Origin of the sequence: Pyramidobacter sp. YE332 (assembly GCF_033060595.1) — a bacterium.
Classification (GTDB): domain Bacteria; phylum Synergistota; class Synergistia; order Synergistales; family Dethiosulfovibrionaceae; genus Pyramidobacter.
The window spans coordinates 2,342,271-2,367,484 of sequence record NZ_CP133038.1 but is presented as its reverse complement, the minus strand read 5'-3'; the positions used below and the strand labels follow the sequence as shown (position 1 = coordinate 2,367,484).

Sequence of the window (25,214 nt, the reverse complement as noted above, 5' to 3'; positions counted from 1 at the left end):
AAACGTAAAGGAAGCACGGCAGCCCGACGTCCCCAAAGCGGCGCCCGCCGAAAAGAAACCGGAACAGCCCGACGTCTTCGGAGCGTCACGATCTGTAGCGGAGACAAGGGAAAATGCGGCATTGACGGAAAGAACTCAAAGGAGGAGATCCCCCATGGCGGGACGCGTGATCGTAGTGACCTCAGGAAAAGGCGGCGTCGGCAAGACGACGACGACGGCCAACATCTCCATGGCTTTGGCGAAGCTGGGCAAGAAAGTCGTGGTCGTCGACGGCGATACGGGACTTCGTAACCTCGACATCATCCTCGGATTGGAAAACCGCATCGTCTATACGCTGGTCGACGTCGTCGAAGGCAGCTGTGAACTGAAAAAGGCCCTGATCCGCGACAAGCGCGTCGATGGACTCTATCTGCTGCCCACGGCTCAGACCCGTCAGAAGGACTGCGTCAGCGAAGAGCAGATGAAAGCCCTCAGCGACGAGCTGAAGAAGGACTTCGATTTTGTCCTCTTCGACTGCCCCGCCGGTATCGAGTCAGGGTTCAAGAACGCTTCCGCCGGCGCCTCCGAAGCCCTCGTGGTGACTACGCCCGACGTGGCTCCCGTGCGCGACGCCGATCGTATCATCGGCATGCTCGAGGCTCAGGGCAAGGAGCAGATCCATCTGATTATCAACCGCCTGGTGCCGAAGATGATGCGCAAAGGCGACATGCTCGGCGTCAGCGACGTGCTCGACATCCTTTCCGTCCCCCTGATCGGCGTGGTGCCCGAGGACGATCTGGTGCTGCGCTCGTCCAACAACGGGGAGCCTCTGACGCTTTCGCCCAACTCTCCGGCGGCCACGGCTTTCACCAATATCGCGCGCCGTCTTTTGGACGAAGAAGTTCCTTTCCTCGACGTGGAGAACATGGACAAAGGATTCCTTGCCAGTCTCCGCCATTTCTTTGGCCGTAAGTAGGTGACCGCGATGGCATCGATGACTGATTTTCTGAACCGGATCTTCAAAAGGACCAAATCCAAGGACAACGCCAAAAAGCGCCTGCAGATCGTGCTCATGCACGACCGCAAGGATATTTCTCCCGAGGTCATGGCGGCGATCCGCGAGGACATTCTCAAAGTGATCAGCAAGTACATGGACGTTGACAACACAGGCATCGACATCGACCTGAACGATGACGAGAACATGGTGGCGCTCGAAGTTTCCGTGCCGGTGAAGGGCATGAAGCGGGCCTCTTCGGCCATAGGCAGGGTGGCCGATAAAAACAACGCGTGATGAACGATCGTGGTTCCTGGCGGGATACGCTGCGTGCGCTGGATTATCCGTTGCTGATCGCCGTCTTCCTGATGTACCTGACGGGCGTAGCGACGATTTACAGCGCCGGCGGCGGCCCCGCGGGGCTGGGTCGGTTTTATGCCGGTCGTCAGCTGATCTGGGGCGTCGCGGCGCTCGTGATGCTGGCGGTCGTGCTGCGACTGGATTATGAGTTTTTCCTCGACGCGTCCTACTGGCTCTACGGCGGCTGCTGTCTGATACTGGTGCTGCTGTTTGTGATGGGACATCGGGCCAAGGGCGCTCAGTCGTGGATCAACTTGGGATTCTTCAAGGTCCAGCCGGCGGAATTCGTCAAATTGGGATTGGCCTTTGTGATGGCGCATCATGTGACGCTTTTTCCGCCGTACAATTTGAAAAATTTCGCCGGCGCGCTGGCGCTCGGCGGCGTTTCCGCGCTGCTGGTGCTCGTGCAGCCCGATCTCGGCAGCACGCTGGTCTACGGCGTCATGATCTTCGTGGCGCTGCTGGTGGCGGGCGCTCCGAAGCGCTATCTGCTCTCGCTGATGGGCGGCGCGGCGGCGCTGCTGCCGTTGGGCTGGATGTTGCTCAGAGAATATCAGAAAAAACGCATCCTCGTGTTCATCAATCCGGAGCTGGATCCTCTCGGCGCCGGATACAACGTGATCCAGTCGCGCATCGCCGTGGGCTCGGGGCGCTTTTTCGGCAAAGGGTTCATGCAGGGGGCTCAAAGCAAGTTGCGTTTTTTACCCGAACCGCACACCGATTTCATCTTCAGCGTTTTCGCCGAGGAGTTCGGGCTGGTGGGCGGGCTTTTTGTGTTGGCGCTGCTGTCGTTCATCCTCTGGCGCATGATCCGCATCGCCCTGAGGGCGCGCAGCGTGACGGTCAAGGTCCTTGTGGCGTCGCTGTCGGCGTCGTTGTGGTTTCACAGCTTTGAATCCATCGGCATGAGCATGGGGCTGCTGCCCGTGACGGGGCTGCCCCTGCCGCTGATGAGCTACGGCGGCAGTTCGCTGCTGGCGACGGTGCTGGCGATCGGCGTGACGGTGAAGCTGGGTGCTCGAAGCGAGATCAGCCGCCGTGAAAACTCGGTGCCGGATTCGCGGACGCCGTATTCGGTGCGTCGTTCCTGACGCGCTTATGAGCTTGCGATTGAGGGCGCGGCGATTTTTTTCGCCGCCGCGCCGTGAGCTTCTTTACTCGATTGAGGATGATTGATTTTGCGATTTGAAGAATTTGACGATCCGCGCTGGCCATTGATCGCCGGGGCGAAATGGCCGTCGCGGTACGCCTGCTCCGAATGGGGGCGCACGAAGCCGAAGGAAAACGCCGATTTTCGCCTGTGCTTCTGTTTCCCCGACGTGTACGAGGTGGGCATGAGCTATCTCGGATTTCAGCTGCTCTATCCCCGTACGAAAAACATGGACGGCGTCGACGCGGAACGCGCCTACTGTCCGTGGATCGACATGGAGCAGTCGCTGCGCGAAGCGCGGCTGCCTCTGGGGTCGGTGGAGTCGGGGCGGGCGCTGAAAGATTTCGACGGGCTGGGCTTTACGCTCCAGCACGAAATGAGCTTTACGAACATCCTCACCATGCTCGATCTGGGCGGCGTGCCGCTGCTGGCATCCCGCCGGGCGGACGGCGATCCGATCGTCATGGCCGGCGGACCGGCGGCGCTGGTGCCGGAGCCTTTGGCGGATTTCATCGACATTTTCTGCCTCGGCGACGGCGAAGTCGTCAATCCGCCGCTGTTCGATCTGCTGAAAAAGACGAAAGGACGGCCGCGGATCGAGCGGTTGCGCGCCGCGGCCGAATTGGACGGCACGTATGTGCCGGCGCTGGTGTCGTGTACTTACGACGAGGCGGGGACGCACTTCGCCTCGGAGTTTCCGTTGCCGCGGAAGCGCCTGATCTGCCGCGACATGGACGCGATCGCGCCGCGGGACATGATCGTTCCCGCGTCGGGCATCATCCATGACCGCGTGGCGGTGGAACTGTTCCGCGGCTGTTCGCGCGGCTGCCGTTTCTGCCAGGCGGGCATGATCTACCGGCCCATCCGCGAGCGCAGCCCGCAGGTCGTCGACGAGTGCATCCGCGCGCTGATCCGTCAGACGGGTTGGGAAGAGTGTAGTCTGGTCTCGCTGGCCAGCTGCGATTATCCGCAGATCGGAACGCTGCTCCAGTCGCTGGCGAACCTTCACGACGATGGCATCAAGGTCAGCCTGCCGAGTTTGCGCGTCGATAATTTTTCCGTCGGCCTGGCGGCCGGGCTGGAAGCGATGAAGAAGGGCGGTCTGACGCTGGCGCCCGAAGCCGGTTCGCAGCGCATGCGCGACGTGATCAACAAGGGCGTGACCGAGGCCGATCTCGACGCGGCGCTGAACGCGGCGTTCGAACACGGCTGGCAGAAGATCAAGCTCTACTTCATGATGGGGCTGCCGACGGAGACCGACGACGATCTGCGGGGCATCGTCGAACTGTCCGAGCGCGCCGCGTCGATCGGCCGGCGCTACAGCAAGCGTGCGGCGATCAACGTGTCCGTGGCCGGCTTCGTGCCGAAGGGACACACGCCGTTCCAGTGGGTGGCGCAGAACACGCGCGAGGAACTGGCGCGCAAGGGCGCTTTCATGAAGAAACAGATCAGGTCGCGGGCGATCAGCTTCAAATATCACGAGTCGGAACAGTCTTTCATCGAGGGCGTGCTGGCCCGCGGCGACCGCCGCGTCGGCCGCGCGATCCTCGAAGCGTGGCGGCTGGGCGAGCGCTTCGACAGCTGGAGCGAGACGTTCAGTCTCGAACGCTGGATGGAAGCGTTCGCCCGGGCCGGCGTCGATCCGGCGTGGTACGCCCAGCGTACGCGCGCCGAAGACGAGGCGTTCCCGTGGGACCATATCGACACCGGCGTGTCCAAATCGTTTTTGCTGCGCGAATACCGCCGCGCGCGGGAAGCGAAGGTCACCCGCGACTGCCGGTCTTTCGGCTGCAACGCCTGCGGCTGGGAGCGGCGCGGCTGTGAGTGGAGCGCGGCGAACGCATGAGCCGCCTCCGCATGATCTTCGAGAAGCGGGACTTCGCCTGCTTCGTGCGCCACGTGGAACTGCCGCAGCTTTTCGGGCGTATCGCCCGCCGCGCCGGACTGAAAGTCGCCCTGACGCAGGGCATGTCGCCCCATCCGCACATCGTCATGGGACCGGCGCTGCCGGTGGGCGTGATTTCGCTCTGCGAAGCGGCGGAGATCTGGTTCGATGAGAACGTCCCGCCCGAGGAAGCGCTGGAAAAAATGAACGCCCAGGCGCCGACGGGGTTCCGTTTCCTCAGGGCCGCCCGCATCGCGCCCGACGCCATGTCGCTGAACAAGTGTTTTGACGCTGCTTCGTACTGGCTCTGCCCGCGCGATATGGACAAGCTGGCGGAGGTGAAGCGCGTCCTCTCGGAGGAGTTCGGCGCGGAGACGCTGCTGGCGCTGCGCGAATGCGGCGACGGTCTTGAACTGGTCATGCACGATCCGTCGCAGACCGGTCCCGGCGCGCTCGTCAAGGCGCTGATCGCCCGCGAAGCGATTTCCGGCTGGCCGGAGGTCTGTATCGCCCGGCTCCGTCTGGGACGCTGGCGCGCCGACAAGGGCGAGATCGCGCCGCTGCTGTAGACGACGGGAAACAAGGGCTGCCGCGAAGAAACGGGAAAAATCCGACGGCGACCGTTGTCTCGAGCGATTTTTCGATAGAAATCAAATGTTTTCGGAGGCGTGGACATGAACCAGCCGGATATACTCATCCTGGCGAACACCATCGACCCGGAAGAAGCCCGCGTCGCGATCGTGGAAAACGGTCGTTTGAGCGAGCTCTTCGTCGAACGGATGTGGGAATGCCAGAAGAGCGGGGAAATATACAAAGCGCGCGTGGAAAGCGTTCTGCCCGGCATGAACGCCGCCTTCGTCGGCCTCGGCGACGGGCGGAACGGCTTCCTTTATCTGAACGACGCGCGCGGCGTGAAAGTGCAGCAAAACGGCGAAGTGCTGGTGCAGGTTGTCAAGACGGCGCGCAAGAACAAAGGGGCCCGCGTGACCGCGCGCATTTCGCTGCCCGGGCGCTATCTCGTGCTCGTGCCCGGCGGCCGCGACGTGGGCGTGTCCAAACGTATCGTCAAGGAAGAGGAGCGGGCCCGTCTCAAGGAGACGATCCGCGCCTTGGACACGGCCGGTTACGGCGTGATCCTGCGCACGGCTTCGGAAGGCGTGGACGCCGACGCTCTGGCCGACGATTTCGAGCGGCTCAAGACGCTCTGGCACGACATCGAGGACAACGCCGCCAAGCAGACGGCGCCCTGCCTGCTGTACAAGGACATGGGGCTGGTCGGGCGCGTGCTGCGTGACGAGCTGAGCTCCGAAGTGTCGCAGATCGTCGTCGACAATCAGGAGGAGTACGACCGCGTCGCCGATTACCTGCAGCGCTACAGCGCCGCGGAGAAAACGCCGGCGCTGGGCTTCCACCGCAGCAACATCCCGCTGTTCGAGTACTACGACGTCGAAAAGGAAATCGACGCGCTGCTGGACAATAAAGTCTGGCTCAAGTCCGGCGCCTATCTCGTCGTCGATCAGACGGAAGCGTTGACGGTGATCGACGTGAACACGGGCAAGTACACCGGCGGGCACAATTTGCGCGAGACGGTGCTGGCCACCAACCTCGAAGCGGCCGAAGAGATCGCCTGGCAGCTGAAGCTGCGCGCCATCGGCGGCATCGTCGTCGTCGACTTCATCGACATGGAGCCGGAAGGGGACAGAAAAGCGCTGCTGGCGAAGCTGGACGAAGTTTTCGCGGCGGATCGCTGCCGCGTGCGCGTCTACGGGATCTCGCAGCTTGGCCTGGTGGAGATGACGCGCAAGCGCGCGCGGGCCGATCTGAGATCGGTGCTGACGCGTCCCTGCCCGCTCTGCGGCTCCGGCTCGCGGGTGCTGAAGGAGGATTCGCTGGCGCTGATGCTGAAGCGCTTCATCCGCAAGGTCTTCCTTTCCGGCCGCGCCGAGGCCGTGCTCGTGGACGTCAACGAATCGGTGGCGGCTTACGCGGCGCAGGTCTATCTGAGTCTGTGGGAGGAGACGTTCGGCCGGAAAATTTTCCTGCGCGGGCGGCCGGGCATGCCGCTGGAGAAATTCCGTCTCGACCTGCAGGGCTCGCTGAGCAGCGTAGAATCGCGCGTCGAACTGATGCGCAGCAGAGGAGATACCAGCGTTGTTTATCGAACGACTGACCCTTAAAAATTTCAAGAGCTTTGGCGGCACGCACGAGCTTCCTTTCGCGCCGGGCTTCACGGCCATCGTGGGGCCGAACGGCAGCGGCAAGAGCAATATTTTGGACGGCCTGCGCTGGGTCCTCGGCGAGAGCGGCGCGGCCCGTTTGCGCATCACCCGCCAGAGCGACCTGATCTTTCAGGGATCGGCCGGCCTTTCCGAGGCGGCCGAGACCGACGTGACGCTGGATCTCAACGACGGCGGCGCCCATGGCAGCCTGCGCCGCCATCTCGACGCCTCGGGCGGCACGCTTTACGTGAACGGCGCCCGCATGCGCATCCAGGATTTGACGCAGTTCAAACAGCAGTGGCGCCTCGAGGGCGACCGTTCGGCCTTCATCGGCCAGGGCGAAGTGGGCGCGGCCGTCCTGCAGAAGCCGTTCCAGCGCCGCCTGCAGCTGGAAGAGCTTTTCGGCATCGACCTGTATCGTAAAAAGCGCGACGGCGCTCTTGACGAGCTGAAGCAGTCCGGCGACGAGCTGCTGCGTCTGCACACGCTGATGGGCGAGCTGCGGGCGCGCCGCGAAGAGATCGCGCCGGATCTCCAGAACGCGCGCAAGGCCAAAGACTATCAGGAGCGTCTCGAAGACCTGCGCCGCGTTTTGTACCATTACCGGCGCTGCAGCGAAGAAACGCGTCTTGAAACGCTCGATCGAAAGCACGAAGAGACCGGTTCGCGCCTCGAGTCGGCGGAACGCTGGGCGTCGTTGTGGAAAAACGCCCTCGAACGCCTCCGCGCGCAGGGCAGCGAGTACGCGCGGCGCCGCGGCGAGCTGAACGACGAGTTGGAAGAGCTGACGCCGCGCCTCGACGACGCGCTGCGCCGCGAGATGGCGCTGAACGCGGAAAAGAGCGAGAGCGAATTCGCCGCGCGCCGTGCCAGCGAAGAGCGCGACCGTCTTGAAGGACAGCTGAAAAAAGAAGAAACTCTGCGCAGCGAGCTGGCCGTCCAGGCTGGCCGGTTGACGCAGGAAGCATCGTCGCTCGACGTGCAGATCCACGATCTGGAAGACCGACTCTCTTCCCGCGACGCCGCGCTGGAAGAGACGCGCCGCAAACGGCAGGAGCTTTTGGAACGCGAAGCCGGTCTGCTGGAAGAAGCGCGGCAGATGGACGCCCGCGCCGAAACGCTCGGCCTGCAAAGCCGCGAGCGCTCCGCCGTGCTCGACGACCTGCGCGCCAAACGCGACGGAATGGTCTCGAAGATGACCGAGTCCGACGAAGCGCTGGAAGCGCTCGAAGACGCGCTCGAACAGCTGGAGAAAAAACGCGGCGAAGCGGCGGCTCGGAGCCAGGAGATGGCGATCCGCGCCCAAAGCGTGCGCCGCTCCATCGCCAAGGGCGAGGCCGAACTCGACAGTCTGCTGCAGCGCGCCGAGGCGGGGCTTTATCCGCGCCCCGTGCAGATGGTGCTCTCGGCCGTCAAGCTCGGGCGCCTGAAGATCGAGACGATCCCCGCCGTCGAAGGTTTTTCCTGCGACGGCTCGCTGGCCCCCTGCCTCGAAGCCTATCTGGGCGGCCGCCAGTACTGGCTGCTCGTCGACACGATGGCGCAGGCCCGCGTCGGCATCGACCTGCTGAAAGAGCGCAGCGGCGGGCGCGCCACGTTTTTGCCGCTGGAGCGCTGCCGCAGCCCCCGCCCCGGCAAAGCCCCCGCGGGAAGCGGCGTGCTGGGCTGGGCTATCGATCTGGTCGCGCCCGATCCGCGCTGGCTGCCCGCCATGGAGCATCTGCTCGGCGACCTGCTGGTCGTCAAGGATTACGACACCGGCGCGCGCCTGGCGGCGACGGCCCGTTATCCGATCGTCACGGTCGACGGCGAAGTCTTTTCGCCCTCCGGCACCGTCAGCGGCGGCAAGAACGCCCGTTCCGCGGGCGCGATCACGCTGCGCAACATGATCGACGAGACGGAAAAACGGATCGTCGCCGACAAGAAAGCGCAGGCGGAGATCGCCAAAGCCCTCGAAGCGGCCGAGCGCGCCGAGGCGAAAGCCGGCGAAGCGCTGGAAAAACAGCGCGCCGCCGCTTCCGAACAGAAATCGCAGACCGAAGCGCTGCGCCGCGCCCTGCGCGAGCAGACCGAAGAGCTGAACGCCCTGCTTCAGGAAGACAGCAATTCGGCGCAGCGCATCGACCACTGCCGCGCCGAGGCGAAGAAAATGCGCGAGAGCGCCGCCCGGGCCCGCGCCGAGATCGACGCCCTGCCGCTGTCCGTCGGCGACGACGCCGAAAGCGCCCGCCTCGCCGAGCTGCGCACGCAGGGACTGCTGGTCGGCGAACGCCTGACGGCCAAAAAGGGCGAGCTCGAAAAGAGCGTGCGCGCCGTGAGCGACCTGCGCCGCGCGCTCAGCGCCAATACCGAGGAGTCCCGCCGCATCGTGCAGAAGCTGGCCGAGCTGGCCGGACGGCAGGAAGCGGTCCTGAAAGAAAAAGGCGCGCGCGAGGCCGAAAAACGAGCCGTGCAGGACCAGATCTCCGAGCTGGACAAGCACAACGCCGACGCGGCGCGGCGCATGGAGCGCCAGCTGCTGCGCAGCCAGCGCGCCCAGACCGCGTTCGACTCGCTGACCCGCGACGAGCTGATGGCCCGCAACGAGATCGAAAAGGTTCGCGAGCGCCTCGACAGCCTGATCGCCGACAACGAGGAGAAATATCCCTATCCGGCGGATTTCGTCCCCGGCGACGAGAGCGCCGACAAGCTCGAAAACAGTTGCCGCTACGTGGAGCGCTCGCTCAAGGATCTCGGCGACGTGAACATGGGCGCGCTGTCGGAAGATCAGTCGCTGTCCGAGCGTCTCGAATTCCTCGACGGCCAGCTCAAAGACGTGCAGCACGGCATGGACGAACTGCGCGCCCTGATCGCCAATACCGACAAACAGGCGGGGACGATGTTCAACGGCGCGCTCGTGAAGATCGATCGCCGCTTCGACGAACTGTTCCAGCGCCTTTTCGGCGGCGGCGAAGCCCATCTGAAAGCGCAGGAGGACATGGATCTCTGGGAAGCCGGCGTGGAGATCGTCGCCCGCCCTCCCGGAAAGAAGCCGCTGTTCCTCGCTCAGCTTTCCGGCGGCGAACAGTCGCTGACGGCGCTGTCGCTGCTGTTCGCCTCCATGGAAGTGGCCAAGGTGCCGCTGGCCGTGCTCGACGAAGTTGACGCGGCGCTCGACGAGGCCAATCTGACGCGCTTCGCGCAGATGGTGGCCGATTACTCGAAGAACCTGCAGGTCATCGCCATGACCCACCGCCGCCAGACCATGGAACACGCCGAAGTGATGTACGGCGTCACCATGTCCGAACCCGGGCTGTCGCAGATCGTTTCCGTCAAGGTCGACCAATGGAACTAGAGCGCGGAAAAGATATCCCGCCGGTGGACGGCGAGGCGATCCTGTACGGATTTCTGCGCCTGCGCCAGCCCGACGTAGGGCCGCGCGTCAACATGGACACGGTGCTGCTGGCCGGCTTCGCCCGGCCGCGCGCCGGAGAGCGCGTGCTCGAACTGGGCTGCGCCCACGGCGGCGTTTCGCTGATCCTGGCCAAACGCTTCCCGCAAAGCCGTTTCGAGGGGCTCGACGTTCAGCCGCGGCTGATCGAACTGGCGCGGGAAAACGCCGCGCGCAACGGCCTGACGGCCAACGCGCTCTTTCAGACGGGCGACCTGCGCGAGCACCGACGCCTCTACGGACACCAGAGCTTCGACGCGGTCGTCGTCAATCCGCCCTACGAAGATTCCGGCTTCGGCCGCCGCGCCGAGGCGGCGACGAACCGGCTGGCCCGCCAGGGCGAGATGTGCTCGCTCGCCGACGTGTGCGACGCGGCGCGCTTCCTGCTGAAAAACGGCGGCCGCCTGTACATGGTCATGCGCGCGCTGCGCCTGGCCGAGACGCTGGCGCTGCTGCGGGCGCGCAGCCTCGAACCGCGCGAACTGCTGATGGTCCACCCCGCGCCGGGCAAAAACGCCTCCGTGTTCCTCGTCGAAGCGCGGCGCAGCGGCGGAACGGCCGTGACCGTGCCGCCGCCGCTGTTCATTTACGACGAAAAGGGCGAGTACACGCCCGAGCTGATGCGCTTTTACGCCCCCGAACCGCCGCTGCCGTAAAACGGAACCCGCCGCGGGGAAGTACGGTCTTTTGTTTTCCCCGCTTCTCCGTGTTTCCGTGGTCGCTTTTGTCTTACGAGAAAGAAAGGACGCTGGAACGATGCCGCTGATCCTGATCCCCACGCCCATCGGCAATATGGGCGACATCACGCTGCGCGCGCTGGAAGAACTGAAATCCGCCGACCTGATCGCCTGCGAGGACACGCGCCACAGCGGCCTGCTGCTGAGCCGCTACGGCGTCAAGCGGCCGCTGCTGAGCTATCAGAAGTTCAACGAGCAGGCGCGCGTGGACGAGCTGCTGGCGCGCCTCGCCAAGGGCGAGAAAGTCGCCGTGATCAGCGACGCCGGCACGCCCGGCATGTCCGACCCCGGCTCCGTTATTTTGAAAGCCGCCGTCGAGGCCGGACTGCCCGTCGACGTTCTGCCCGGCGCCACGGCGTTCGTGCCCGCCGTGCTGCTGTCGGGGCTGACGCCGCAGCCGTTCTCGTTCGTCGGTTTCCTTTCCGATCAAAAGGGCGAGCGCGTCGCCGCGCTGCAAAAACTGCAAGGCCATCCCTACACGATGGTCTTTTACCTTTCACCGCACAAGGCCGCGAAACAGCTCGAAGACTTCCTCGCCGTGCTCGGCGATCGCCGCGCCGCGCTGGTGCGCGAAATCAGCAAAGTCTATCAGGAAGCGCGCCGCGGCGCGCTCTCCGAGATCCTCGCTTCGGTGGCCGAGGGCGTGAAGGGCGAGCTGGTCCTCGTCGTCGAGGGGCGCGCCGCGGAAGAAGCGCCGTCCGACGGCGACTGGCAGCCGGAGGCGCTGCGGTTGCGCGCCGAAGGGCTTCCCGTGAAGCGGATCGCCGCAGAGCTTGCGGAGCGTTTCGGCGCGCCGAAGAACAAAATCAAATCGTGGTTGCTCGAGCAGAAGAGCTGAAAATCTGTTACAATAACAAAATATTCCGCCGCGTACGGAATCGCGGCGGGATTTTTTTATCGCGGGACGAAGCGGCCCCGGCGGCCGCATTTTTTAAAGGCACTGGAGGCATTACGAATGACTGAGAAAAATTTCTACATCACCACGCCGATCTACTACGTCAACGACGTGCCCCACATCGGGCACGCCTACACGACCATCGCCGCCGACGTCATGGCGCGCTACAAGCGCATGGACGGCTGCGACGTGTTCTTTCTGACCGGCACCGACGAGCACGGCCAGAAAGTCAGCGAGAGCGCCGCCAAGAAGGGCATGACGCCGCAGCAGCTCACCGACGAGCTGGCGCAGAACTTCCGCGACCTGCTGCCGCTCATCGACGCCAGCAACGACGACTTCATCCGCACCACCGAAGCGCGCCACGTCAAAGTCGTGCAGCAGATCTTCAAAAAACTGCTCGACCAGGGCGACATCTACAAGGGAACGTACAAAGGCTGGTACTGCGTGCCCTGCGAGACCTACGTGCCCGAAGCCAGTCAGGGCGAGAACCACACCTGCCCCGACTGCCACCGCCCGCTCAAGGAGATGGAGGAGGAGAGCTACTTCCTGCGCACCTCGGCCTACGCCGACCGGCTGCTCAAGTTCTACGAGGAGCATCCCGACGCCATCAAGCCGAAAGTCCGCTACAACGAAGTGGTCAGCTTCCTGCGCATGGGCATGAAAGACCAGTCCATCTCGCGCACCAGCGTGCCGTGGGGCATCCCCGTGCCCGGCGACGAGAAGCACACTATTTACGTCTGGTTCGACGCCCTCGTCAACTATCTGACCGCCTGCGGCTACGGCAGCGACGAGGCGAAGATGAAAAAGTTCTGGCCCGTCGTTAACCACCTCGTCGGCAAGGACATCATCCGTTTCCACTGCATCGTCTGGCCCATCATGCTGCTCGCCCTCGGCCTGACGCCGCCCGCCTGCGTGTACTCGCACGGCTGGTGGACCCGCGACGGCGAGAAGATGTCCAAGTCCAAGGGCAACGTCGTCGATCCGCACGAGATGGTCGCCCTCTACGGCTCCGACGTGTTCCGCTACTTCCTGCTGCGCCAGGTCACCTTCGGCCTCGACGGCGATTTCTCCGAACTCGCTCTCGTGCAGCGCGTCAATTCCGACCTGGCCAACGACCTCGGCAACCTGCTCAGCCGCACCGTCACCATGATCGAAAAGTACCGCGGCGGCACAGTGCCCGCGCCCGCGGCGCTCGAACCGCTCGACGCGGAAGTGCGCGATCAGGCTTTGAACGCCTTCGCCGAGTACCGCGCCTTCATGGACAACTATCAGTTCGACGACGCTCTCAAGGCCCTGTGGAGCATGATCGGCCGCGCCAACAAATACATCGACGAAACCATGCCGTGGAAGCTCGGCAAGGACGAGTCGCTGGCCGCCCGCCTCGACACCGTGCTGGCCACGCTGGCCGAAGAGCTCAAGCTGGCCGCGCTGATGCTGGCCCCCGTGATGCCCAAGACCGCCGTCAAGATCTGGGCGCAGCTCGGCCTGAACGGCGACGTGAAAGACCAGCGCTTCGGCGACTACCGCTGGGGCGGCATGGGCGAAGAACGCCCGACCGTCCGCCGCGGCGAAGGCGTGCTCTATCCCCGCATCGACCTCGACGAGTGGAAGAAACAGGCCGAAGCGCGCGCCAACGCCAAAAAAGGCCTTGCCGCCGACCCCGGCGAACACGAGCCGGAGATCTCCATCGACGACTTCGCCAAGATCGAGCTGCGCGTCGCGCAGATCGTCCGCGCCGAGCCCGTCCCCAAGTCGCGCTCGCTCTACAAGCTCGATCTCGACCTCGGCTACGAGAAGCGCGTGATCGTATCCAGCATCAAGGATTTCTACACGCCCGAGGAGCTGGAAGGCCGCCGCATCGTCGTCGTCGCCAACCTCAAGCCCGCCAAGATGTGCGGCGTCATGAGCAACGGCATGCTGCTCGCCGCCGGTTCCGGCGCGCCCCACACGCCTGAGGAAAAACTCTCGCTGCTCGCCCCCGTGGAGGACATCCCGCTGGGCAGCCGCGTGCATTGAATCTGATCGATCTCAATGAAAAAGAGCGTCCCGAAAATCCTGCGCAGGATTTTCGGGACGCTCTTTTTTATTGACGCCGCGCGGCGAAAACAAAAGCGATCGACATACAATTTTGTTATTGCATGGCGATTTTGCATGTTCTATAATGTGATTCACGTAAGCAGATCGTTTTTGCGCTTCCCCGGCGGAAAAACAAAAAAACGGAGAAGGAGAGCGGAACATGTCGTACAAAAGGATTCTGACGGTGCAGGACATTTCCTGCGTCGGGCAGTGCTCGCTGACGGTGGCTCTGCCCATTTTGTCCGCCTGCGGGCTGGAGACGGCGATCCTGCCGTCGGCCGTGCTTTCCACGCACACGGGCGGTTTTACGGGGTACACGTTCCACGACCTGACGGCGGAGATGCCGCGCATCGTCGAGCACTGGAAACGCGAACAGATCCGTTTCGACGCGGTGTACAGCGGCTATCTGGGCAGCGCCTCGCAGACCGAATACCTCAAGGAAATTTACGGCGCGCTGCTTCAGCCCGGCGGACTGCGCATCGCCGATCCGGCCATGGCCGACAACGGACGGCTCTATCCCGGCTTCGACGCGGCCTACGTGGAAGCGATGCGCCGCTTCGTCTTCGCCGCCGATCTGATCCTGCCCAACGTCACCGAGGCGGCGCTGCTCACCGGCAGGGAATACCGCGAGCGGTACGACGAAAGCTACGTCGACGCTCTGCTCGCCGCGCTGCGCGAAGCCGGCGCCAAAACCGTGGTGCTGACGGGCGTCAGTTACGACGACGCGACGACGGGCGTCGTGGTGGACGACGGCACGGAAAAACGCTATTACCGTCACGAAAAAATGCCGAAAGGCTGCCACGGTACGGGCGACGTCTTCGCGTCCGTGTTCGCCGGCATGCTGACGGGCGGAAAATCCGCCTACGACGCGGCGGTCGCCGCCGCCGACTTCACGCTGCACTGCATTCGCTTCACCTCGCAGGACCCCTCGCACTGGTACGGCGTCAAGTTCGAGCCGCTCCTGCACGAGCTGACCGAACGGTGCAAGTAGCGCCGGAACGCCCCGGCGAAGTTTTATGGGCCGCGCGGCAAAAACGCCGTCCGCTTCGAAGCGGGCGGCGTTTTTGCCGCGCGTTTTCTGCAGAACCTTTTTCCGAAGCGATGCCCTTGTTTTTCGTAGAAATACTAATCCTTGATAGAAAGTATTAACGCGGTTTTCTGGGTGCTGCGGGGGAGTCCAGTCGCTCAGAAGGGGCTCGACCGCTGCGCGGTCTGCGCAGCTTGCTTTGTGAATCTCCCCCGCAGCGCCTCTGTATTCGGCATTCTCATTGAGAAACAGTATAAGCGCGGAACGTCGCCGTGCCGGAAAACGGCGAGGCCCCGCCGCGCGCAAACTTGAAAAAGGTTGATTTTGTCCCTGCCCTGCGTTACAGTAGGCGAATCGAGGGCGGGAACGCCGCGCCGGCAGGGATCTGCCGAAAAGATACGGGGAAGTGACATTCCAGTGAAAGAAAACAGCGAACGCGCCGGAGCGTTGTGCGTGATCGCCTCGGCCGTGCTCTTCGGCCTGATGCCGCTGCTTGCCAAGATCGCCTACGCGGACGGCGCCAACGCTTCTACGGCGGCGTTCGGCCGATTCCTCACGGGCAGCGCCATGGCTTTCGCGTACCTCAAATACAAAGGCGTGCCGCTGCGCCTCGGCCGCCGCCGGATGGGCGAGATCGCCTTTCTGTCCGTCTTTTACGCCCTCACGCCGGTGCTGCTTTACCTGTCTTACGGCTTTATCGGCTCCGGTCTGGCGACGACGCTGCACTTCACCTATCCCGTCGCGGTGATGTGCCTGATGGGCCTGTTCTTCCGCGCTCGTTTCACGCTCCGCCAGGTGATCTGCGTGGCGCTGTGCGCGGCGGGGATCTTTCTGCTCTATCGCCCCGGGCGGAACGCCGACGGCTTCGGCATGGCGCTCGCCGCCGCGTCCGGCCTGTTCTACGCGGGCTACATCATCGCGCTGGGACGCAGCCATCTGCGTGAGGTCGAGATATTCGTGATCACGTTCTGGATCTCCCTGTTCTCGGCGCTCATGATCGGCGCGTTCGCGGCCCTGACGGGCGGCCTGGCCTGGAGCCAGAGCGCGGCCGCCTGGGCGGCCGAAGCCGGGCTGGGACTGCTGGCGACCGTGCTGGCGCTGGCTTTTTTCCAGAAGGGGCTGTTTCTCTGCGGCGAGGTGAAAGCGTCGCTGCTCAGCACCTTCGAGCCGCTGACCAGCATCGCCGTCGGCCTGGCCGTTTACGGCGAACCGATGACGCCGCGCCTCGCCGCCGGCATGGCGCTGATCCTGCTGTCGTCCGCGCTCCTCGTGCTGGGCAGGAGCCGGGCGCGAAGCGCCGGAGACGGAGTGAAAAAGAGTTTGTCCTGAAAGGTCTTCCGCGCCGCCTTTGGCGCGGAAACGAAAAGAGCCGGGCTTTTGCCGCCGGCCGACGTCGGCCGCGCGGCGGAGAGCGAAAGCAAAAAAATGTCGGCGATCGTTAAGAAATGTACATTAGTCAATGATGTGAGACCGAATCAGCGCAAAAATAAAAGCTCAGAAGTTGTCCTTATTTGTAAGTCGTTCACGGCTGTGTGGACTTGCTGAAATGCTGCCGCATCTGGAGAGGAGACCGCCACCCCAGCACTGCCATCGGGATGCTGTTAGACCTGCGAAGGTAGCGCTTCATCTGGGTCTGCAGGTCAAGATAAGAGTAAAAGCTCATGAAGTTATAGAAACGCTCCTGGTCGTTACGGTGGCTCCTCTCGACCTTTCCGTTATGCCTGGGGATACGGGGGCGGATCCGCTTGTGTTCGACGCCCAGCGCATTGCAGAGGACGTCCAGCGGATGAATACGGTCCGTCTTCTTAAAGTGACAGAACTCGGCTCCATTATCTGTCTGGAGGACCTGAGGCCTGTATTTGAAGTAAGCAATAGCACGCTTGAGGAAATCGCAGCTAGAGTAGCTGCTCTGTTCCATGTAAGGATAAATGAAGCGCTCTCGGGAAGCCTCGTCGATGACGGTGTACTGGTAGAACTTCTGAGGTATTTGCCCGTGATAGCAGGGAGCAGGAACATATTTAACGTCCATCTGCCACTTGATGCCGATCTGCGTGGGCGTATTGTACGGCTTGGGTTTGTAGGGCTTTTTAGTCGAAGGAGCGCTGCTGGAATACCCCAGACGCTTAAATACGCGGTACAGAGAACCGGGATGGCGATCGTACCCGTGTTCCATTCGGAGCTTGCCATAGAGCTCGCAGAGCGAGATGTTCGGATTCCTGCGGTGAAGGTTACGGATCCAGGTCAGTTCCTCCTCCGTATGAGCTTTGGGATGCGGCGTGATCGGCCTGTGGGACTTGTTTTGAAGAGATTCTTGAGAGCCGTCGAAGACCTTGATCCACCGAAACAGAGAAGCCCTGGAAATGTGATAACGCCTGCAGACAAAGCTGACATCTTTTGTGGAGCGGTAGAGTTGACAGGCATGATATTTAGTGTGGAGTTCGTGTGGAAGATATCGCCGGGGTTGTGTTATAGTATTCATGGCGGTTGGGCCCTCCTTAGTATGCTTGGTTGTGGTGACTTACATTCTAAAGGAACCAACCGCTTTTGTATATCTGCTGAGTCTCACTTCATTTGTAACACTACAAAAAATGTCGGCGATCGTTAAGAAAACTGTTGATTCGTGGAGAGTCCGTGATAAAATTAACCATATTCGTCTGAAATTCTTTGAGACAAAAAATTTCCCGGCGGGCTTTCCAAGCCCGCCGGGTGATGTTTTCGAAATAAACTCTCGAGGAGGATGTTGTTGATGGAAAAACGTACCAAGGTCTGCGCTTCCGCTCTGGTGCCGGACATTTGCGGGGGGAGAGGGACGCCTCTCGCCGAAAAACGCCCGTCGCCCGTCCTGAAAGGCGGCGCGCTGGCCGCCGTGGCGCTGGGATTGATGCTGATGAAGGCCGTGCCGGGAATGGCGGCGGATACCGCCACCGGGGCTGGCAGCGGCGTCGCTTACGGCACGGGCAGCAATGCGCCGAAAGCGGAAAATGTGGCGATCGGGAAGGGTGCGACTATTAGCTATTCTAATGGAGCCAGCGCTGCAACCGGTGATATCGTGGTAGGAAGTGGTGCCAAAACCAATAACTATGTCAGCCAGGGCGGTGGAATTGCTATTGGGCAGAATGCGTTTTCAGAAAATATGGCAGGGGTGCAGGAGAAAAACTTTAACTTTGGACAGACTTCATTTACCGGAAGTGGATTTTTGGGACTGCAGTCTCCTTTTATCCCTGCTGATCCGAGCAAAGTTGTTACCGGTATTGCGATCGGGCAAAACACATATGCCCGTACCGGCGGTGTGATGATTGGTACTCATAATTTTAAAGGAAAGCTTTATGACACCGATGTGGATACTGGTTCTGAAGCAAATATGCGTTCCAATAATGTTATTGTCAATGCGACTACACTGGGGACAAACAGCTTCAATAACGCGGCTTTTGGCGTTGTTACCGGTGCTTATTCGGCGATTACCGGCGCTTATAATGGGGGAAATTTTAATTCTAAAGCGTCCCAAAATTTCGGTGCCACTATTACAGGCTCCTTAAACTCTATTGAATCTAAAACAGCTTCGTCCGATGATTCCGGCATAGCGAACAGTATTGTCGGTGTTGCAAATCGGACTTTCAACTCCAACGGTTCTCTGGTTTTCGGCGCCGGCAATGAAATTACAAACTCCGTTGCTTCTATTTCCGCTCCGTCCAGTAGCGGAAATTCCGTACAGGCTTTGCAGAAGTCTTTGATGACCGCCGTAAAAAATTCTAATAGTGGCGGCGCAACTCTCGCCATCGGCGGCGGCAACACCGCCGACTGGACGCAGGTTTCGCAGATCATCGGCGTCAACAACACGCTGAAAGGGGCCGACGGCTCTCCCAGCAAGTACAACCTGCTCGACGGCTACAAAAATACCGCCAGAAACGTAAATCACGTCAGCGTCATCGGCTCCGAGAACACGGTGGAAAACACGGACACGGCGCTTCTCTTGGGCGACAGGCGCAAGCTCTCCGGCGCGAACTACAGCGTCGTTCTCGGCTCGGCCGACGCCGAGAAAGAACTGAAAGTCGCCGATGCCGTGCTGATCGGCCATAACGCCGACGTGCAAAAAGAAGGCGGCGTCGCCCTCGGCAGCGGATCGCTGGCGGACAGGGGCGCTTTTACCGCCTCCACAAAGGGCGCATTCAGTGATTTTGAACTGAACGGCAAAACGGCCGGCGCCGTTTCCGTAGGCACGGCGGACAAACTGCGGCAGATCATCAACGTCGGCGACGCAACGGAAGAAACCGACGCGGTCAACCTGCGCCAGCTGAAAGCAGTGAAATCCGCCGCCGATGCCGCGAAAGTGCATTATTACAGCGCCAACTCCACGAAAACGGGAGCCGGCAGCAACTATGACAATGACGGCGCCGAGGCGGAAGACAGCATCGTGCTCGGTATTTCCTCTTCTTCGAAAGGGATAAACAGTACCGTTCTCGGAAATAACAACAAACTGACAGGGGATAAAAACGGAAGAAACAACAGCATCGTCGCCGGTCAGAACGTAGAGGTGGAGGGCGCTCATAATGCCGTATTCGGCACGGATTATAATAATTACGACCATAAGCTGACAAAAGTCTTTGGTGAACAGAATACGGTCATCGGTGTGGGGAACCTGGTCGGCTATACGGCGGAAAAAGATCCGTCCGATCCGACAAAGTGGATCTACACCAAGAACTCCAGCGGCAGCGACCAGAACGTGGCCGTCGGCCTGACCAACACGGTGAACGGCGGGAGCGTCGTGGTAGGCACCAGTTCCGTATCCGATAGTTTGGGAACGTCTGTCGGTCATGGAAATACTATTATCGGTATGGACGATGATGGCGGACAGAGAGGTATCGCCTTGGGGAACGATCTGACCGTCAAGGGCGAAGAAGCTTTGGCCGTCGGTAACGAGAGCCAGGCCGCAGCTGATTGGACTATCGCAATCGGCTCGAAGAGCAGTGCGGAAAAAGAGACGTCGATCGCCATGGGCTATGATTCTCACGCCAGGGTCAACCGCGGCGTGGCGCTTGGCGCTTTCAGTGTGGCGGATACCAGTAGCGGCGAATTCGGGTATGACCCGTCTACCGGGAGGAAATCCACAAACGCGGATAAGGCGTGGCAATCCAAATTGGGCGCTCTTTCCATCGGCGACAAGACGACTGGACTCACCCGCCAGATCACCAATCTCGCTGCCGGTACGAATGACACTGATGCGGTCAATGTGGCGCAGCTGAAGGCGGTGCAGGCAGCCAGCGTAGAAGCGGCCAAGACCCATTATTACAGCGTAAATGATCGAAATGGACAGTTGAGCTTTGCGCCGAATTATAATAATGATGGAGCGAAAGGAACCGCATCGATCGTTGCCGGACTGGGGTCTTCCATCAACGTGAACAATGAGCCGCAGGGAGCGACTGCCAGCATTTTCGGCACGATGAACACGATCAACGCGAAAAGCGGTGAGCAGTATGACGGCGTGGCAAACAGCATCGTCGGTACCGTCAATGTTACCGACCGCGCGAATGCGTCCCTCATTTTCGGCGCGGGGAACATCATCAAAAATTCCTACGGCGACCTGAAAGACAAAGATGGAAACGCTTTCAATCTGATGGAAATCGCCGGAATAGCTCAAACTGGGAATACGGAAGCACTGGCAAAGAAGCTGGGCGAATATGTTTCCTCCAGCGGCGGCGCGGTGCTTGCCATCGGCGGCGGCAACGTCGCCGATTATGCGACGCATTCTAAGCTGGTCGGCATAGGGAATACTCTGACCGGCGAAGACGGCAAGGAAAGCAAGCTGAACATGATCGACGGTTTCGGAAACACCGGCAAGAATATCAATAACGTCACCGTCATCGGCTCGGGGAATGAGGTAACAGACACCGACGGCGCTCTGCTGCTGGGCGACTACCGGCAGCTGAACGGAGCGAGCGGCAGTATCGTTCTTGGCTCCGCTGACAAACCGGGTACGGGGGCGGCCGGTTTATCAGTGACGGACAAGAAGAATGTCGTGGTTCTCGGTTACAACGCCAATTCGACCGTCGACGGCGGCGTGGCCCTCGGCAGCGGCTCAGTGGCCTCTGTCGACAAAGGCGTCGTCGGCTACGATCCCACCCCTGGGGCAGACCACGCCAACGATACGACCGGCGTCTGGAAATCCACCGCCGCAGCCGTTTCCGTCGGCGCGGTGACAATCACGGGAGGAACGCCGGTCACCCGCCAGATCACCGGCGTCGCGGCCGGCGTCAACGACACCGACGCCGTCAACGTCGCCCAGCTCAAAGCCCTGCTCGGCGCCGGCGGCGGCTCCTGGAATCTCGATACCAAGCCCGGCACGCAGCCGGCAGTCGCCGTCAATCCCAACGACACGGTAACGTTCACCAGCGGCGACAACATCACCATCGCCCGCGACGACAAAAACGTCACGATCGCCACGAAAGCCGACGTGAACTTCAACAGCGTCACGGCGAACACCTTTACGGCCGGCGACACCTCGATCACCGACAACGGCCTCGTCATTGAAAACGGCCCCTCGGTCACCAAGGCCGGCATCAACGCCGGAAACAAAAAGATCGCCAACGTCGCCAAGGGCGAAGTCAGCCAGACCAGCGCCGACGCCGTCAACGGCTCCCAGCTGTGGGGCGTATCGTCGAGCGTATCCAACCACTTCGGCGGCGGCTCCACGGTCAACTCCGACGGTTCGATCTCCGCTCCCACCTACAACATCCGCGGCGGCACCTACCACAACGTCGGCGACGCCCTCAGCGCCGTAGACACACAGTTCAACAACATCTACAACAGATTCGGCGACGTCTACAACCAGATGGGCGAACTGAGAGGCGAAATCAAGACCACCGGAGCGCTCGGCTCCGCCCTCGCCGGCCTGAAACCGATGCAGTACGACCCCGTCGAACCCAGCCAGATCATGGCCGGCTTCGGAGCGTACAGAGGCGAGTACGCGCTGGCCCTCGGCTTTGCGCACTACCTGAAAGAAGACTTCATGGTCCACGCCGGAGTGTCCGTCACCCACCACGGCGATTCGATGGCCAACGCCGGACTGACCTGGAAGATCGGCAGGAAAGAAGACAAGGATCAGATCCCCGAACGCTACCGCAAGGGCCCGATCAGCAGCGTCTACGTGATGCAGAAGGAGAACGCCGAGCTGCAGGCCCAGGTGGCCTCGCAGGCGCACGAGATTGCGGAACTGAAAGCTTCGCAGGCCCGCGAACAGGCGGAGATGAAGGAGCGCATGGAGCGTCTGGAACGCCTGCTACGCGCTTCGGGCAAGCTCAAGTAAACGGAATCCGCCGCCGCGGCGGAGAAGAAACGGGATCGGCAACGCAGGAGGCACGGCAACCGCTGAAGCGGGTCGCCGTGCCTCCTGTGCGTGAAGTCGCGGCGCTGTTCGGGGCGAGGGGCCCTGCTATAATGAACGAAAAGCGGCGGAGCGGCGGGAGGAGTGGGAAGATTGAGTTCTGCGTCACGCAGTCTGGGCGTTTTCGCCATGCTCATGGCGGGGCTGTTCTGGGGCGGCAGCGGCACGATTTCGCGCTTCGCGCCGGCGGCGGCCCTCAATCAACCGCTGGCGCTGGCGTGGACGCGGCTGTTTTTCGGCGGCGTCATGCTCTGTGCGGCGGCGTTGGCCGTTCGCCGTCGCGGCGTTTTTTCGACGGCGCGCGCGGCGTTTCTGGCCGGGATCTGTACGGCGATGAACCAAACGGGGTTTTTCATATCCATGGATGTGCTCGGCGTGGCTCTGGGCACAATGCTGGTGATCGGATCGTCGCTGGTGATGGCCGGCGTTCTCGGCTGTTTCCTCGGCGAGGCGCCGTCGCGGCTCTGGTGGTTTGCGGCGCTGCTGGGCGTTGCCGGCAGCTGTCTGGCGGCTGCGCCCGGTTCGTCGGGCGCTTCTTTTCAGGTGGCGGGATTGTTGTGGGGGCTTCTCGGCGGTCTGGGTTACGCGCTGTTGGGGCTGAATTTGAAGTTGCTGGCGCGGCGCGGGCTTGGCCCGTTGGAGAGCAACGGCGCGGCCCTGCTGTGGGGCGCGGTGCTGATGCTGCCGCTGCTGTGGGGACGCGACATGAGCTGGCTGGCGACGGGGCGCGGTATGGCGAGCGCGCTGGCGCTGGGATTTTTCCCTACGGCGGTGCCGTATTTCTTCTTTGCGTTGGCGTTGGCCCGCATCACCGTGGGACAGTCCTACACGATCGGACTGGTGGAGCCGCTTACGGCGGGGCTGCTGGGACTGTTTTTTCTCGGCGAGACGGCAACGGCCGTGCAGGCGGCCGGCATGGCGCTGGAATTTGCCTGTATGGCGCTGACGGGCTGGGACGCTCTTCATAAAAGTTGACGAAGGGGAGAGGATGAAATGTACGAATCGCTGCTGACCCGTTTCAGCCAGGATCATCCCTGCTGGGACCGCGAGCTGCTGGAACGCGCCGGAGAGGACGCGGCGGGGCTGGACGAACTGACCGCGCGGGGGCTGCTGAAGGAGCATGGCGGAGTCTACGCGCTGACGGCGGCGGGAGCGGAATCGTTCCGCCGGGCCGCGGCGGAGATGTTTCTCGACGAGCGCCCCGGCGGCGAGCCGGAAAACGCGGGACGCTGCCTGCTGACCACGGCGCTGTGGCTGGAACTGGAGCGCGCGAACGTGCAGCGCTGGGGGCTGAAGCGCTACGTCGTCCGTCCCGATTGGCTCGTGCGGCCGGCGCTGCGGCGCGAAGAAGTGTGGCGTATCGAGGGCGGAAAACTGCGCTGGACTTATCCCGACGAACCGCGTTTCAAGGCCATGCTCGCAGCCCATCCTGCCGTGCCGCACCGCCGGCGCCGCGCGGAGATCCCCGACCCGGCCGCCTGGGCGGCGTGGCGGGAACTGCCCGGCGAACGTCTGGGGCTCGATCTGGCGCTGATCGTCAACTACGATTTCGAGAATTACCGCGACTTCAGAGGACATCCAGGCGACGAGCACCGGCTCGTCAATACCGACCGCTTTTACTTCTCGGCCGCGGCGACGGCGGAAGAACAGCTCGACGCGCTCGGGCGCTTCCACCGCCTGCTCTGGGAGCTGAGGCGGCTGGCGATCCCCGGCTATCTCGACTGCGACGTTCACGAACAGGACAGCGTCAACTGGCTGATCTTCGTCAGCCGCACCCGCGCCGGGGCCGACGCTTCGTTGGCGCGGCTGAAAGCGCTGGGCGACGATCTGATCCGCCCCGTCAACCCGATGGAGATCTGGACGCTCGCGCTCGAAGATCTGAAAGCTGCGCCCGACCGCTGCGAAGTGATCTGGGACGTGCTGCCCCAGGCCGGCCGCCCCGTCTGCCTGACGCTGTGATGCGGGCATTTTGCCCTTGAACGACGTAAAGCGGGCGGAAGCCGATGAGATTTGGATCATCGGCTTCCGCCCGCTTTCGTTGTTCCACGTGGAACATTGCCCGGCGGAGGCGGCGCGGCTTTTTAACGAGCTTTTTTCAGAAGACCGTGGAAATAGTCGACGACGAAGTCGAGGAACATTCGCGTCTGGTCGTTGAGTTTGCCGCGTTCGTCGCAGGTGATGTAGATGTTGCGGCTGCACAGCGGGTCGGAGATGTGCACCAGCCGCGCCTTGTCGGTGGCCAGATGCCCCCACGTGGCTTCCGGCCAGAACGAGATGCCCAGGCCGGCGCTGACGAGGCCGCGGATCGTGCCGGGATTGTCGCTTTCGAATCCCACGTGCGGGACGAAGCCGCACAGCGCGAAAAAGCGGTCGGCGATCTCGCGCATCGGGCTGCGCTTGCCGAGCATGATGAAGTTCTCGTTGCGCAGGTCCTTGAGCCGCACCGACTCTTTCAGCGCCAGATGGGACTGCATGGGGACGGCCAGCAGGATCTCCTCGTTCATGACCACACGGCTGTTCTCCGGCGCCGCGTCGGGCAGCGCCGTGCGCATGCAGAGGTCGCACTTGGTGGTGCGGGCGTTCTGGATGATCTGGAAGTCGATGAAGGGATGCATGGCCTTGAACTTGAGGAGGATGTCGGGCAGCAGCGACGAGCCGGCCAGCACGTTGAAGACGATGGTCGAGCGCGAATGTCCCGCTACGACCCTGAGCTCCTTGGAGAGATTGTCGAGGATGCTCATCACGGGCTCGAGCTTGCGCTTCAGCGCCAGCCCCGTGTCGTTGAGCTGCACGCGCTTGCCTTTGCGCAGGAACAGCGAGACGCCGAGCTCCTTCTCCAGCGAGAGCACGGCCTTGCTGATCGACGGCTGGGAGATGTACAGTTCCTCGGCGGCCTTCGAGAAGTTTTCGTATTTAGCGACAGTCATAAAGTACCGCAAATGAAAGAGTTCCATAGAAAGCACTCCTTTATAACTGAAATCTATAATATGATTCTACACGAAACTCCGTCAAACGGCAACGGCGCGGGAGGATGCGGGGAAAGCCGCGGCACGGCGCGAAGAAAAGCAAGAAGGCCCCGCCCAC

At 62.1% G+C, this 25,214-nt stretch carries 18 protein-coding genes; 15 read left to right on the top strand and 3 right to left on the bottom strand.

Translation table 11 applies throughout. The features are described from left to right. The first annotated feature begins 154 nt into the window (after nt 1-154). From minD to RAH42_RS11135, 12 genes are all read left to right on the top strand, one after another. Complete coding sequence (gene minD, locus RAH42_RS11190; protein ID WP_078015797.1) at nt 155-955, top strand: septum site-determining protein MinD; 801 nt, start codon at nt 155-157, stop codon at nt 953-955. Between the two features lie 9 nt (nt 956-964). Continuing rightward, a complete protein-coding gene (minE, locus tag RAH42_RS11185; protein ID WP_078015796.1) occupies nt 965-1,270 on the top strand; it encodes a cell division topological specificity factor MinE in 306 nt (101 codons plus the stop codon). After that, a complete protein-coding gene (gene rodA / locus RAH42_RS11180; protein ID WP_317539526.1) occupies nt 1,270-2,424 on the top strand; it encodes a rod shape-determining protein RodA in 1,155 nt (384 codons plus the stop codon). Before minE ends, rodA begins: the two co-directional genes overlap by 1 nt. An 87-nt stretch (nt 2,425-2,511) precedes the next feature. After that, nucleotides 2,512-4,329, top strand: coding sequence for a TIGR03960 family B12-binding radical SAM protein (locus RAH42_RS11175; protein WP_317539525.1), 1,818 nt, complete (start codon nt 2,512-2,514; stop codon nt 4,327-4,329). Continuing rightward, on the top strand, nt 4,308-4,937 hold the full coding sequence (locus RAH42_RS11170; RefSeq protein WP_317539524.1) for a TIGR03936 family radical SAM-associated protein: 630 nt from the start codon (nt 4,308-4,310) through the stop codon (nt 4,935-4,937). The genes RAH42_RS11175 and RAH42_RS11170 overlap by 22 nt, the downstream gene beginning before the upstream one ends. A gap of 105 nt (nt 4,938-5,042) precedes the next feature. Beyond that, entirely contained in the window at nt 5,043-6,545 is a 1,503-nt protein-coding gene (locus RAH42_RS11165; RefSeq protein WP_078015793.1) for an Rne/Rng family ribonuclease, read from the top strand. After that, nucleotides 6,520-9,921 (top strand): chromosome segregation protein SMC, encoded by a 3,402-nt coding sequence (gene smc / locus RAH42_RS11160; RefSeq protein ID WP_317539523.1) that lies wholly within the window; start codon nt 6,520-6,522, stop codon nt 9,919-9,921. Before RAH42_RS11165 ends, smc begins: the two co-directional genes overlap by 26 nt. Then, complete coding sequence (locus RAH42_RS11155) at nt 9,912-10,673, top strand: methyltransferase domain-containing protein (RefSeq protein ID WP_120372709.1); 762 nt, start codon at nt 9,912-9,914, stop codon at nt 10,671-10,673. Before smc ends, RAH42_RS11155 begins: the two co-directional genes overlap by 10 nt. Nucleotides 10,674-10,773: 100 nt before the next feature. Beyond that, nucleotides 10,774-11,592, top strand: a complete 819-nt coding sequence (rsmI, locus tag RAH42_RS11150; RefSeq protein ID WP_120372708.1) for a 16S rRNA (cytidine(1402)-2'-O)-methyltransferase — start codon at nt 10,774-10,776, stop codon at nt 11,590-11,592. Between the two features lie 117 nt (nt 11,593-11,709). Beyond that, the gene (gene metG / locus RAH42_RS11145; RefSeq protein WP_343228911.1) at nt 11,710-13,665 is read left to right on the top strand and encodes a methionine--tRNA ligase; all 1,956 of its coding nucleotides are present in this window, start codon (nt 11,710-11,712) and stop codon (nt 13,663-13,665) included. A gap of 220 nt (nt 13,666-13,885) precedes the next feature. After that, nucleotides 13,886-14,716 (top strand): pyridoxamine kinase, encoded by an 831-nt coding sequence (locus tag RAH42_RS11140; protein WP_317539522.1) that lies wholly within the window; start codon nt 13,886-13,888, stop codon nt 14,714-14,716. A gap of 453 nt (nt 14,717-15,169) precedes the next feature. Continuing rightward, complete coding sequence (locus RAH42_RS11135) at nt 15,170-16,081, top strand: DMT family transporter (RefSeq protein ID WP_317539521.1); 912 nt, start codon at nt 15,170-15,172, stop codon at nt 16,079-16,081. A 193-nt stretch (nt 16,082-16,274) separates the two neighbouring features. Here RAH42_RS11135 and RAH42_RS11130 read toward each other — a convergent pair whose 3' ends face one another. Beyond that, nucleotides 16,275-17,231 carry a DDE-type integrase/transposase/recombinase gene (locus RAH42_RS11130; protein WP_317539520.1) on the bottom strand — a complete coding sequence of 319 codons (957 nt, stop codon included), beginning with the start codon at nt 17,229-17,231 and terminating at the stop codon, nt 16,275-16,277. A 161-nt stretch (nt 17,232-17,392) separates the two neighbouring features. Continuing rightward, complete coding sequence (locus RAH42_RS11125) at nt 17,393-17,677, bottom strand: hypothetical protein (RefSeq protein ID WP_317539519.1); 285 nt, start codon at nt 17,675-17,677, stop codon at nt 17,393-17,395. 805 nt (nt 17,678-18,482) lie between these two features. Here RAH42_RS11125 and RAH42_RS11120 point away from each other — a divergent pair. The 3 genes from RAH42_RS11120 (at nt 18,483) to RAH42_RS11110 (ending at nt 24,089) form a co-directional block, all read left to right on the top strand. Beyond that, a complete protein-coding gene (locus RAH42_RS11120) occupies nt 18,483-22,052 on the top strand; it encodes a YadA-like family protein (RefSeq protein ID WP_317539518.1) in 3,570 nt (1,189 codons plus the stop codon). A gap of 171 nt (nt 22,053-22,223) precedes the next feature. Further along, the gene (locus RAH42_RS11115) at nt 22,224-23,105 is read left to right on the top strand and encodes an EamA family transporter (protein WP_317539517.1); all 882 of its coding nucleotides are present in this window, start codon (nt 22,224-22,226) and stop codon (nt 23,103-23,105) included. 18 nt (nt 23,106-23,123) lie between these two features. Further along, on the top strand, nt 23,124-24,089 hold the full coding sequence (locus RAH42_RS11110; protein WP_317539516.1) for a hypothetical protein: 966 nt from the start codon (nt 23,124-23,126) through the stop codon (nt 24,087-24,089). A gap of 122 nt (nt 24,090-24,211) precedes the next feature. On the opposite strand, the gene RAH42_RS11105 is transcribed toward RAH42_RS11110, so the two are convergent. Further along, nucleotides 24,212-25,084, bottom strand: a complete 873-nt coding sequence (locus tag RAH42_RS11105) for a LysR family transcriptional regulator (protein WP_078015781.1) — start codon at nt 25,082-25,084, stop codon at nt 24,212-24,214. Between the last annotated feature and the right edge of the window lie 130 nt (nt 25,085-25,214).

Coding starts and splice junctions, on each gene's coding strand:
- minD (WP_078015797.1), top strand. CDS start 155: ATGGCGGGACGCGTGATCGTAGTGACCTCAGGAAAAGGCGGCGTCGGC.
- minE (WP_078015796.1), top strand. CDS start 965: ATGGCATCGATGACTGATTTTCTGAACCGGATCTTCAAAAGGACCAAA.
- rodA (WP_317539526.1), top strand. CDS start 1,270: ATGAACGATCGTGGTTCCTGGCGGGATACGCTGCGTGCGCTGGATTAT.
- RAH42_RS11165 (WP_078015793.1), top strand. CDS start 5,043: ATGAACCAGCCGGATATACTCATCCTGGCGAACACCATCGACCCGGAA.
- RAH42_RS11155 (WP_120372709.1), top strand. CDS start 9,912: ATGGAACTAGAGCGCGGAAAAGATATCCCGCCGGTGGACGGCGAGGCG.
- rsmI (WP_120372708.1), top strand. CDS start 10,774: ATGCCGCTGATCCTGATCCCCACGCCCATCGGCAATATGGGCGACATC.
- metG (WP_343228911.1), top strand. CDS start 11,710: ATGACTGAGAAAAATTTCTACATCACCACGCCGATCTACTACGTCAAC.
- RAH42_RS11140 (WP_317539522.1), top strand. CDS start 13,886: ATGTCGTACAAAAGGATTCTGACGGTGCAGGACATTTCCTGCGTCGGG.
- RAH42_RS11130 (WP_317539520.1), bottom strand. CDS start 17,231: ATGAATACTATAACACAACCCCGGCGATATCTTCCACACGAACTCCAC.
- RAH42_RS11120 (WP_317539518.1), top strand. CDS start 18,483: ATGACCGCCGTAAAAAATTCTAATAGTGGCGGCGCAACTCTCGCCATC.
- RAH42_RS11110 (WP_317539516.1), top strand. CDS start 23,124: ATGTACGAATCGCTGCTGACCCGTTTCAGCCAGGATCATCCCTGCTGG.
- RAH42_RS11105 (WP_078015781.1), bottom strand. CDS start 25,084: ATGGAACTCTTTCATTTGCGGTACTTTATGACTGTCGCTAAATACGAA.